Origin of the sequence: Dialister succinatiphilus YIT 11850, from assembly GCF_000242435.1 — a bacterium.
Classification (GTDB): Bacteria; Bacillota; Negativicutes; order Veillonellales; family Dialisteraceae; genus Dialister; species Dialister succinatiphilus.
Window position 1 is genome coordinate 1,238,316 of sequence record NZ_JH591187.1, and the last position, 11,529, is coordinate 1,249,844.

Here is an 11,529-nt window from a genome sequence, read left to right on the forward strand (position 1 = left end):
AGGCGTGTCCAAGGGCCGCGGAGCGGCCCCATTTGTTTCACGTGAAACAATGGAGATAAACAATGAATTCAAAAATCATCATTTCTACTGTACTGGCAGCTCTTCTTGCCGCAGGCACCGTGTCTGCAGAGGGGCTGCTTCATTTGTCCTGGAAGCCCGACTATGATGCCGTGAAGTATGATGTCACCTTCAGCCGCCAGGATCAAGGAAAAATGGCAGGCACCTGGAAAACCACCGCCTATATGAGCGATATGCTTCTTCCTGAAAACGGGCAGTTCAAAGACCTGCAGGAGCTGTACTGGCAGGAAAAGCCCCTTGATTTTGACGGGTACCCCATAGGAGCGGAAAGCAGCTCCCGGCCCTTGGAAAGCTCGGTGACTCCTGTTTCCAGAAACGCGCCCCTTCCCCGGCCGGACAGAAGCGGAGAAAGGGGAGGGGCTCTGCTCTATCCTGTCTATTCCTACATAGGAAATCCCGGAGCTTCCTCCTATGAAATCGAAGTCCTGTCTGCCTATCCTGAAAATACGGAAGGCACTGCCCCTTCCATGTACCATATAGGCGGCGGAGATTTCCTTTATACCGATTTCTACGACGACACTCCCCGATTCGGCACCTGGTACTGGCGGGTGCGGGGAAAGGATGAGGAAGGAAATCCGGTGGGCCAGTGGAGCCTTCCCCAGAAGCGGCAGTTTTCTACGGAAGGCTATACCATCGGCCTCTTTGGCGACAGCATTACCCATGGCGGCGGCCGCATGTCCTATGGCCCCAATGACTTGGAATACAGCTATGGCCACTATCTGGACTTTGACACCATCAATCTGGGGGATTCAGGAAATACGAGCCATGACATGGTGGAGCGCTTCGACCGGGACGTCCTTCCCTTTCATCTGAAATACCTCCTCATTTTGGGCGGCAGCAACAGCCTCCGCGGCGGCGTGCCGGCGGAAGAGGTCATTCGTGATTTGCAGGAAATCCAGCAGAAGTGCAGAGACCATGGCATTGTGCCCATCCTTCTCACCCTGCCGCCCATCAATCCGTCCAGCATAGATAAAGTCTTTCACGAACCGACAGCAGAAGGCTGGGAAGAAGCCTTCCGAAAGGTTAATGCATTCATCCGCACCCAGCCCCATATCGACACGGCAGCGGCCTTCCTCTACGATAACCTGATGCCGGAACACCTGGCTCTGGACGGCCTCCACGGCGACGTGGAAGCCAAAAAGAGGATGGCAGATATGATTAACCGGCATATAGGGGAATTTGTGAAATAATGGACTAGTGAGCTGGTGTATTAGTGTACTAGTGTACTAGTGAGCTAGTGAGACAGTGAACAGTTTTCCGCTGTCTGCTTACCGCCGGGCTGTATTCCCGAATGCCGGGAGACTTCAGACGTCAGACATCAGACTTCCCGCCGACCGGCATTTAATAACACATGAGTCACTATCGTCAGGTACCGAGATTCTTCGCCTGCGACTCAGAATGACCTTGCCAGGCGGGAAGGTAAGTGGAGAGTAAAGTCCCCCCACCGGGGGGAAGGTGGTGCGCAGCACCAAAAGGGGTGCATTTCCAACGGGCGTAGCCCGGTTGTACGGTTTTTACTGCCGCCGATAGGCGGCATATAAAACTCATCGCCCGTAGGGCGATACCACAACCCTCGGCCCGAAGGGCCGTCAAACTTAAGAACCCTCCGGCCGCAGGCCGGTCCATCTTAAGAACCCTCACACCGCAGGCGTGTCCAAAGGCCGCGAAGCGGCCCTTTTAAGTTATCCACATTTTGTTCAAAACTCTGTGAATTCCTGTAGAAATTCACAGGAAAAAAGTTCTGAATTACCGATTTTATCGACAAAGTTAGTCACAGAGATTCACAACAGAGTTATTCACAATCTGTGAATATGTAGTGAATGGAAAGTTTTCTGTCGAAAAGTTTCCTGTGGGTAAGAAACGCCATGTGAACTAAGCCGGACAGGAAACCTCAAAGAAACCATATTGACAAATACTCTCAGTTAGCCTATTGTTAGGATAAGTTAATTCAAAATTTTATTTAAAGGAGAACATAATGAATATGGATATTTTCTGGGGACTCTTTATCCCCTTTCTGGGCACCTCTCTGGGGGCGGCCTGTGTGTTTTTTATGCGGGGAGAAATGCATCGCGGCGTGCAGCGGGGGCTCACAGGTTTTGCTTCCGGCGTCATGGTGGCAGCCTCCATCTGGAGTCTTCTCATTCCGGCCATTGAGGAATCGTCGGACTGGGGGAAGCTGGCTTTTCTGCCTGCAGTGATTGGATTTGGCGGAGGCATTCTTTTTCTGCTTTTCCTGGATCACATCATTCCCCATCTTCATATGGGGGCGGAAAGGGCAGAAGGGCCCAGGAGTCATCTGGCCCGCACCACTATGCTGGTACTGGCAGTGACGCTCCATAATATTCCGGAAGGTATGGCCGTGGGGGTGGTGCTGGCAGGCTTCCTGTCAGGCCACGGGGATATTACCTATGCATCAGCCATGGCTCTTTCCATCGGCATTGCCATTCAGAATTTCCCGGAAGGGGCCATTATTTCCATGCCTCTTCGGGGCGCTGGTATGGGAAAGATGAAATCCTTCGTCGGCGGTATGCTGTCAGGGGCGGTGGAACCAGTAGGCGGTATGCTCACCATTCTCCTCACGTCACTGGTGGTGCCTCTTATGCCCTATCTTCTTTCCTTTGCGGCAGGCGCCATGATGTATGTGGTGGTGGAAGAGCTGATTCCTGAAATGTCGGAAGGAGAGCATTCCGATATAGGTGTCCTCACCTTCGCCCTGGGCTTCATGGTGATGATGACATTGGATGTGGCCCTGGGATAGGGGAGAGCAGGCCTGCTTATGGACACGCCCTTATGGGCGTGAGGGTTCTAAAGTTTGACGGGGCTATCGTCCCGAGGGTTCTTAAGTTTGACAGCGGCTTTGCCGCTGAGGGTTGTAGTATGGCGCCTTTTAATTGATAGAAGGCGCCAGTTTGTATGAAATCTTTAAAACTTGCGGCGAAGCCGCCACCACAACCCTCGGGGCCAAAGGCCCCGTCAAACTTAATAACCTTAAGAACCTTCGGGGCGAAGCCCCGTCAACCCTCACACCGAAGGTGTGTCCCTACAAATTAGAAAATGATTAAATGCGAAAAAACCTCTTGCAAAATTTTACAAGGGGACCTATAATGCAAACATCAAATTCATACAGGTGGATGAAACATATGGGAGAAAGCCGTAAGGCTTACCGAAGGAGTGACACTCTCAGGTATCTGAAAAGATGAGTACCGTATGCGGACACACTCTGGAGAGTCTCGATTAAAGAGCGCCGAAGGTGTAAGGATGGCAGCATCCCAATCTCTCAGGCAAAAGGACAGAGAAAGCAGCGTCACACTATGTGTTCCGCTTTAAGGTAGACAATGCCGGCTTCCAGAGTTTTATTTTTCATGGAAAGCCGGCTTTTTTGTATCTATCTTATGATCTGGAGGGCGTTGTTAAAATGGATTTGAATTACATGAATGTGTTGAATTCGCTGGATAGTTTTATCTGGGGGCCGCCGCTGCTGGTTCTTCTTGTAGGAACCGGTATCCTGCTCACCATCAGACTGAAGCTGCTGCAGGTATTCAAATTACCGAAGGCACTGAAGCTGATTTTCAAAGCACAGAATGCAGGCAGTGGTGATATTGATTCTTTCAAGGCTCTCTGCACAGCCCTTTCTGCCACAGTAGGTACCGGCAACATTGTAGGCGTGGCAACAGCCATCGCAGCCGGCGGCCCGGGCGCCATTTTCTGGATGTGGCTTGCCGCATTCTTCGGAATGGCTACCAAGTATGCAGAAGGTCTTCTGGCCGTCAAGTACCGCGAAGTAGATGCCAAAGGTGAAATCGCCGGCGGCCCTATGTTCTACATTAAAAACGGTATGGGCGAGAAGTACAAGTGGCTGGGCACCCTCTTCGCCATCTTCGGCGTTCTGGTAGCCTATTTCGGAATCGGTACTTTTGCTCAGGTGAATTCCATTGTGGATATCACCCGGATGACTATCGGATTGGATCCCATGTGGACAGCCGTGATTCTCACGGTTCTGGTAGCAGCCATTACTCTTGGCGGACTCCAGTCCATCGCCGCAGCCGCTTCCAAAATCGTTCCGGCTATGGCAGTGATTTACTTCATTTCAACCATTGGTGTATTGATTTTCTTCGCTGATAAGATTCCTGGCGCTGTGGAAACTATTATTTCCAACGCATTTACAGGCAGTGCAGCAGCTGGCGGTTTCCTTGGTTCTACCATGATCATGGCTATGAGAAATGGTATCGCCAGAGGCGTATTCTCCAATGAATCTGGCCTGGGCTCTGCTCCTATCGTAGCAGCCGCTGCTAAAACCAAATGGCCTGCCGAACAGGGACTTATTTCTATGACCGGTACCTTCATTGATACCATTATCATCTGCACACTGACCGGTCTTACCATCGTCGTTTCCGGTGAATGGCTGAACGGCCTGAACGGTGCAGCCCTGACCAATGCCGCATTCAAAGATGCATTCCCCGCTTTTGGCGGCTACATGCTCATGATCGGCCTGGTACTCTTCGCTTTCACCACCATCCTTGGATGGAACTACTACGGCGAACGCTGCATGATTTACCTGGCTGGTACCAAAGGAGTTCTTCCTTACCGTATCATCTTTATCGCACTGGTTGCGAGCGGCGCATTTTTGAAACTTGAAGCCATCTGGGTTCTGGCAGATATTGTCAATGGACTCATGGCTATTCCTAACCTGATTGCCCTGTTGGCCCTGTCCGGCGTGGTGGTAAGAGAAACTGCCAAGTATTTCGACCACCTGAAGACAGGCAAGGACTACGAAGAATACGTAGACCAGGACCCCAGCAAGGAAGTAAAGGCCAAAATTTCCGCCAATGCGGAAGACTGAGCCTTTCAATCGGGCACTGATATTACATATTATTTCCAGACGGAAAGGTTTTCCCATTTTCCTTCCGCCGGGATTAATATGACACCCCATCCGGCAAAGGGCACCCTGGTGGATAAGCCCTCCTAAACTGATTCATCAGGGAGTGCCGGGCTTCGGGAAGTATCCCTGGAAATATTTCCCGAAGTGGAGGCCCTGCTTTTCTAAAAATGGTTCCATAAGATCAATATCCTTAATGTATGTATAGGATCAGGCAATGCCTGTGAATATATGCCGTAATGCACGGCAGGCTTTGGTAGGGGGAATTCAGATCTGGTCCCGAAGAAGCCAAACAGCAAAATATGGTGGATGATGTACACTGAAAAATGAGAGGTTCAAAGCCCCTCTGCCGAAGGAGTAATACTATCAGGCGTTCAGAAGAACACGAAACTGTGTACGGACACAACTCTGGAGAGTCCCATTCGATTGGGCGCCGAAGGTGTAAAGGGATTTCACCCGTAAATCCCGAATCTCTCAGGCAAAAGGACAGGGCTGGCAGCCGGGTAACTCCCGCTATGCATGGATGCATACATACATATAACCGCCAGCCTCAGACTTTTTTCACCAGCAGCCTGAGTGCGGCGGTTGTTTTTTTCTCAGAAAAACGGGTCAAATGTAAGGGGGATATTATTATGGACATGGCTGCAATCAACTCGCTCGTCAATACCATTGACGGCATAGTCTGGGGCCCGGTAATGCTGGTGCTCCTTGTCGGTACCGGCGTGTACCTCACCTGTTTATTGAAATTTCAGACCTGGCGGAATCTGCCCTATGCAATCCACAGCGTCCTTTCTAAAGAAGCCCGCACCACCAAACGAGGCAAAGGCGATGTTTCTCCATTCTCCGCATTAATGACTGCCCTGGCTGCCACCATCGGCACCGGCAATATCGTAGGCGTTGCCACCGCCATGTTCTCCGGCGGCCCCGGCGCCCTGGTATGGATGTGGATTTCCGCATGCTTCGGCCTCACCACCAAATTTTCCGAATGCATGCTGGCTATTAAATACCGTGAAGTGAATGCCAAAGGTGAAATGAAGGGCGGCCCCATGTTCACCATGAAAAACGGCTTCAAAAATAAAATGGCCGGCCGCACCCTCGGTTTCCTCTTCGCACTCTTCTCTGTCATCGCTTCTTTCGGTATCGGCAACATGACCCAGGCAAACTCCATTTCCGGAGCTGTGCAGACAGTCTTCGGCATTCCGCTGGAAGTCTGCGGCGTGGTTCTGACCATCCTGTCTCTCATCATCATCGTAGGCGGTATCAAGACAATTTCCAAAGTTTCCTCTGTCGTTGTTCCCGGTATGGCTGTGTTCTACATCATCGCAGGCGTTATCTGCATTCTTATTAATATCCAGAACGTACCTCACGGCCTCTATCTGATCTTCATGATGGCCTTCAATCCGCAGGCTATCGGCGGCGGCGTCCTTGGCACCATTACCGTCACTGTGATGAACTCCATGCGTTACGGTGTGGCCAGAGGCTGCTTCTCCAATGAAGCCGGCCTGGGCTCTGCAGCCATCACCGCTGCTGCTGCCACCACCGATGATCCCGTCCGTCAGGGCTACATCAACATGACCGGTACCTTCTGGGATACCATCGTTGTCTGCACCATTACTGGTCTTACCATTGCCTCCTCCGGCGTCCTGGGCACCACCGATGCCAGCGGCGCTCCTCTGAAAGGCATTGCCCTCACCATGGCAGCCTTCTCTACCAATATCGGCGTCATCGGAACCTACATCGTAGCTATTGGTATCATCCTCTTCGCCTTCTCCACTATCCTTGGCTGGGAATACCACGGCGAAAAAGCATGGGAATACCTCTTCGGAACCCATAAATTCAATATGATTTACAGAGTTGTATTCTCCCTGGTTGTTTACGTAGGTGCTACCCAGACCCTGGATCTGGTATGGAACCTCTCCGATATTGCCAACGCACTCATGGCAATTCCAAACCTCATTTCCCTGCTCGTTCTCTCTCCTGTCATTAAAGAAGAAGTCGTCCGCTTCCAGGGCGTACTTGCTAAGGAAAGAGCTGAAAAAGCAGCACTGGCTGCTAAAGAAGAAGGCGCAAAGGCTCATATCTGAGACCACCCTTCACCCTGCAGGGACGCGATGAACAATGGTTCATCTTCCATATCGTTGTCCCCCCTCACTTCTTCGGAAGTGAGAAACAACCCCTATCCTGCTCCTCTGAATTCCGGCAGGATAGGGGATTTTTTTGTTTTTTATAAAACTTGCGGCGTCAGGGAAACCATGGGTTTTTGTGAAGAATTGGTGGGAAGCTGTATTCCCGAAGGTTGACACGCCCTTACGGGCGTGAGGGTTGAACCAGCCGCCGGGCCTTTCGGCCCTGGGCTGTCAGGGTTCTGCCTGTGATCGGCTTCGCCTTACAGGCGGGTTGAGGGCCCCGCCCTCGGGAGGTATGAAGTACCGTTCCACTGGGGAGGTACGGCACCTTCGGCGCCATCATATATTAAAACCTTGAAAACCGCCCTGGCGGGCGATGGAGATTTCCCCTTTGGTGGCTAACGCCACCACCTTTCCCCCGCAAGCGGGGGCACAACAACCCGTGCTTACTGTAGAGCCATTTATGAAGAGAGTGTTTCGCAGTGTTTTATTCTGCCCCCTGAACAGGGGTGGCAAGGGAACACGATTCGTAAGGGAGCAAAGCGACCTGAGAATCGTGTGACACGCTTTCCCGTGGAGAAGTCCGGTGAAGCCGGATGGGGAAGCGAGCGCAGCAAGCCAATCCGCAGAATGCTTATCATGCCATATGACACAGAAAGGTAAATCCGTAACGCTCTCGTTTCCCCTTGAGGGGAAGTCCCGCGTAGCGGGAAAGGGTGTACGAGGTAAGCGGAGAGAATAGATACCCTATGCTGACGTGACCGCCGCAGGCGGCTTATAATACTCATCGCCCGAGAGGGCGATACCACAACCCTCGGCCTGAAAGGCCGTCAAACTTAAGAACCTTAAGAACCCTCGGGCCAAAGGCCCGTCAACCCTCACACCGAAGGTGTGTCCAAAAGCGCTCCCATCACCCTCTCCCGCTGGCCTTGTCCAGATCCGCCGCATTTTTCAGGATTTCCCGATTTCCATCCCGCTTCATCAGCAACTTCTGCAGCTTTTTCCGCTTGGATCTTTCAATGTACTGGTGGGCCAGCACGTCGGGCAGGGTGGCGCCCAGGGATATGCCCAGAAGGATGAGCATGGCTTCCACGCCGGTCCGGAAGGCCATCATGAGCTCCAGCAAGTTCATATGGGAAATGTCGATAATGGCGAAGAGGAAGCGGTACAGCAGTACGCCGGGAATGAGAGGGATAATGGCAGGAATGGTGACTACAAATACGGGAGCGTGGAAATATTTGGAAATACTGAAATAGAGCAGGGAAAGCACGGCGGCGCCGAAGAAGGAGGCGCTGGCCATGCCGGTGTGAAAGAGCACCATGCATACGTCCCGCACGTCCACGGTGATAATGGCCCCCAGACAGGCGGCGGGGATGTAGCGTCTGGGCACATTGAACATGATGGAAAAGCCCAGGGCCGCCATGGCAGCCGCCAGTGCCTGGGTCAGGTACAGGCTCTCCGGTGCAATGTTCACGTCGGTGAAGCTGGGTACGTCGGTGATTCCCACAGCACCGGCAATGCCGAAGGTCATGGCCAGCATGATGAGAAGGGTATGGGTAATGCGGGTCATGCCGGAGGTGAGGTAATTGTTTAGAAAATCGTCTACCGCATTAATGAGGGGCACCCCTGGTATCAACGTGAGGGCGCAGGCCACAATGGGCAGGAAAGGGGAAATGGCACCGGGCAGGTACATGGTGAAATAGGCGGTTACTGTAGCAGCAAAAGCGGAGGCTGCAATGGTGACATACACATTGAATTCCACCCGGCTGCAGAGGTAGCGCACCAGGGCGCCGGCCATGGCTGCCAGCATGGTATAGAGCGCTTCCACCGCATGACCGCCGAAAATGAGGCAGAAGGCAGAAGAGGCCAGCCCGATGGCCAGAATCACCATCCATTCCGGATAAATGCGGCGGGTGCTGGACTCCTGGATATGGTTCAGATGGGTCACAAACCGGTCATAAGGCGCATTCTGGTAGAGGGCATTCCGGGAAGCCCGGCTGGCCTGGAGCACGGCAGTCATATTGATGCCGTGGCGGTAGCATTTTCGAAACATGGTATGCGTGGTTTTTCCGTCATCCACATTAATCATAATGGTGGAGTAGGTCAGATGAATCTGCACATCCTGCCAGTAAATACCAAGATAGGCGGCAGTTTCCAGCATATCCCTGACGATACGCTTGCTGCCGGAGCCATTCTCCATCAAAAGCTGCCCCGTGTCCAGGATCAGCTTCATCTTATCCCGGATGGTGAGGTTATTTCTATCTATATTTTCCAATATAAGCCTTCTTTCATAAATTGAGGCAAAAGGAAGAGATGCCTGTATCCCTGCATGCGAAAAAAGGGCGCGGAACCCGGCGGCTCCGCCGCCCTCAGAGCCTTGTATTCTGGATGAAATCGATATATTCCTTATACTGCTTTGCCAGCTCGTAATCATGGAGCGGGAAGCATTCGCTGAGCCAGCGTATCAGGAGCCAGAGGCAGCCGAAGAAGACCAGGAACTGGAGGATGCGATGGATACAGGAATAGGATTTCCTTCCCTGCTTCTTCCAGCGGGGAGACAGGTTATAGGCACTGTTGTAAATCCACTGCCAGTACAAAACCACAAAGGCCACCAGGCCTGCGCCCATGAGAAGGAGATTCCAGAGGCCCACATGAGGCAGCACAATGCGGTGAAACCAGCGCACCGGCTGGTATAGGGCAAAAAACATTTCCCGGGGAGACATCATAATATGCATAAAGGCATAATGCATGAGAAATATGAAGGCACTGAAAGTAAAGAAACAGACTGCCAGAAGACAGATAGAGGCAGCCAGCTTCCGCCCTACATAGACCCGGCAGATCACATTCATCATGAAAAAAATCAGAAGCAGCGTACCGATGGCAGTGAGGAAATAGGGACTCAGGTGGTTAAATGTGGGATCCTTCATGCCGTTCACCGCATGAATCAGCACATAAGGAAATACCAGGACCCAGGAAAAGAAGGGAATGTACCCGATGCGCCAGAAAGGATGGAGTAGATTTTTTCCGGTCATAAGCTCCGTCAAGAAAATCAGAAGGAAACACTCTCCCATATTTCTTCCAAACCGGTACCACTGAAAAAGGCCGGTAATCCCCAGCGCATCATAATATAGGAATATTATAAGCAGCAGGCCAAGAGCGCTGACGAAATACAGCGCCAGTTCTTTCATGGAAATATCATGACACCAGGCCATGAACTTTTCTTTTTCCTGTTCTAAAAACAGCATCTGACTTCCCCCTGTTATCATACTTCCTTAAGTATAGAGAAGTGGAGCTCCGGCGGCAAGAGGCGAATTTCCGGGGATAAGAGGAAGAGCGCTTTTGGGAAAAACTGTAGAAAAAATTCCTGTCCTCATCACAGGAAATGCCATGAGAACAGGAACCCTTTATTTTAAATAATCATATATTTTTCGTACCGATTCGATATCCTTCATCTGGAAAGGAGACAGCAGGTGTACCAGAGAGCCGATGATGCTGTGGAGCTTCAGAAACTGACGGGCATTTTTCACCGAAGAGGCGCCGCCGTTTTCCTCATACCCCCGTATGACGGCAGCAACGCGAGACCTCTCTTCCCTGTAATTTTCCCGGCAGATGCCCTGGAGAAGCAGGAGGAAATCCAGGGCTTTCAGCGTTTCCCGGTCCCGGGCATACATTCTATTCTCCCAGTCCAGAAACGTGAGCTTTCCATCCAGATAGGTGATATCCCGGAGAGCAGGACGGCCGTGGATGATGCCGGCATGATGAAGAGAAGCCAGGGCGGCGCCGGTATCCTCCAGAATCCCTTCCTTTTCCGCCTCCTCCCGTTTGGAGCCTAGCACATTCTTCAGCGTAGGGCCTCCGTCCAAAGTGACCATGTAGTCCGGCGTAAGGCATACCATATGAGGCACCAGCTCCGGATGAAACCGGCCGGCAATGGTCATGCGGGCGATTTCATAATAAAATTCCTTCTCTACAGAATACTTGACCAGCTGGTTCCGCCCGTTTCCCAGCTTCCGCTTGATCCAGTACTTCTGCCCCTCCAGCGTGAAATCCAGTATCCGGCGCTTCGGATTCTCCCGGATCAGCTGCTCCGCCATGGTCTGTATCCTTCCTGCGTCCACAGGCATGCCTCCGTTCCCTTATATAAGTATAAGAATATGAATCATTTAGCTAGCTTATTGTAACAGAAATGAAAAGATTTTGTAAGGAATAACTTAGGTCGAGGTCGGGGTTGGGGCGGTGCTTTCCAGTATTCCCGAAGGTTGACACGCCTTATGGACAAGCCCTGACGGGCTTGAAGGTTCTAAAGTTTGACGGGGCTATCGCCCCGAGGGTTCTAAAGTTTGACGGGGCTATCGCCCCGAGGGTTCTTAAGTTTGACAGCGGCTCTGCCGCTGAGGGTTGTTGTGGGCGCCTTACATTTATAGAAGGCGCCCTCTTATGATAAAACCT

The 11,529-nt window shown here is 51.9% G+C and carries 7 protein-coding genes and 2 riboswitches; of the genes, 4 read left to right on the forward strand and 3 right to left on the reverse strand.

Features of this window, described 5'->3' with window-relative positions; all coding sequences use genetic code 11:
* Nucleotides 1-62: 62 nt before the first annotated feature.
* The 4 genes from HMPREF9453_RS05345 to HMPREF9453_RS05360 all read left to right on the forward strand — a co-directional run bounded on the left by HMPREF9453_RS05345 (nt 63) and on the right by HMPREF9453_RS05360 (nt 7,038).
* The gene (locus HMPREF9453_RS05345) at nt 63-1,268 is read left to right on the forward strand and encodes an SGNH/GDSL hydrolase family protein (protein WP_008859540.1); all 1,206 of its coding nucleotides are present in this window, start codon (nt 63-65) and stop codon (nt 1,266-1,268) included.
* A 785-nt stretch (nt 1,269-2,053) separates the two neighbouring features.
* A complete protein-coding gene (locus HMPREF9453_RS05350; protein ID WP_008859541.1) occupies nt 2,054-2,836 on the forward strand; it encodes a ZIP family metal transporter in 783 nt (260 codons plus the stop codon).
* 452 nt (nt 2,837-3,288) lie between these two features.
* Nucleotides 3,289-3,381, forward strand: a riboswitch (glycine riboswitch).
* Nucleotides 3,382-3,508: 127 nt separating this feature from the next.
* On the forward strand, nt 3,509-4,918 hold the full coding sequence (locus tag HMPREF9453_RS05355) for an alanine/glycine:cation symporter family protein (RefSeq protein ID WP_040379961.1): 1,410 nt from the start codon (nt 3,509-3,511) through the stop codon (nt 4,916-4,918).
* Between the two features lie 434 nt (nt 4,919-5,352).
* Nucleotides 5,353-5,454, forward strand: a riboswitch (glycine riboswitch).
* A gap of 132 nt (nt 5,455-5,586) precedes the next feature.
* Nucleotides 5,587-7,038, forward strand: coding sequence for an alanine/glycine:cation symporter family protein (locus HMPREF9453_RS05360; RefSeq protein ID WP_008859544.1), 1,452 nt, complete (start codon nt 5,587-5,589; stop codon nt 7,036-7,038).
* Between the two features lie 952 nt (nt 7,039-7,990).
* On the opposite strand, the gene HMPREF9453_RS05365 is transcribed toward HMPREF9453_RS05360, so the two are convergent.
* From HMPREF9453_RS05365 to HMPREF9453_RS11045, 3 genes are all read right to left on the reverse strand, one after another.
* Nucleotides 7,991-9,355, reverse strand: coding sequence for a threonine/serine exporter family protein (locus tag HMPREF9453_RS05365; RefSeq protein ID WP_008859545.1), 1,365 nt, complete (start codon nt 9,353-9,355; stop codon nt 7,991-7,993).
* A gap of 94 nt (nt 9,356-9,449) precedes the next feature.
* Complete coding sequence (locus HMPREF9453_RS05370) at nt 9,450-10,325, reverse strand: hypothetical protein (protein WP_008859546.1); 876 nt, start codon at nt 10,323-10,325, stop codon at nt 9,450-9,452.
* 159 nt (nt 10,326-10,484) lie between these two features.
* Nucleotides 10,485-11,198: a BUD32 family EKC/KEOPS complex subunit gene (locus HMPREF9453_RS11045; RefSeq protein WP_008859547.1), complete on the reverse strand. Its 714-nt coding sequence runs from the start codon at nt 11,196-11,198 to the stop codon at nt 10,485-10,487.
* Nucleotides 11,199-11,529 lie beyond the last annotated feature (331 nt).

What these genes read in the sequence shown, in the direction of transcription:
- HMPREF9453_RS05370 (WP_008859546.1), bottom strand. Translation starts at nt 10,325, where the DNA reads ATGCTGTTTTTAGAACAGGAAAAAGAAAAGTTCATGGCCTGGTGTCAT.
- HMPREF9453_RS05355 (WP_040379961.1), top strand. Translation starts at nt 3,509, where the DNA reads ATGAATGTGTTGAATTCGCTGGATAGTTTTATCTGGGGGCCGCCGCTG.
- HMPREF9453_RS05345 (WP_008859540.1), top strand. Translation starts at nt 63, where the DNA reads ATGAATTCAAAAATCATCATTTCTACTGTACTGGCAGCTCTTCTTGCC.
- HMPREF9453_RS05350 (WP_008859541.1), top strand. Translation starts at nt 2,054, where the DNA reads ATGAATATGGATATTTTCTGGGGACTCTTTATCCCCTTTCTGGGCACC.
- HMPREF9453_RS05360 (WP_008859544.1), top strand. Translation starts at nt 5,587, where the DNA reads ATGGACATGGCTGCAATCAACTCGCTCGTCAATACCATTGACGGCATA.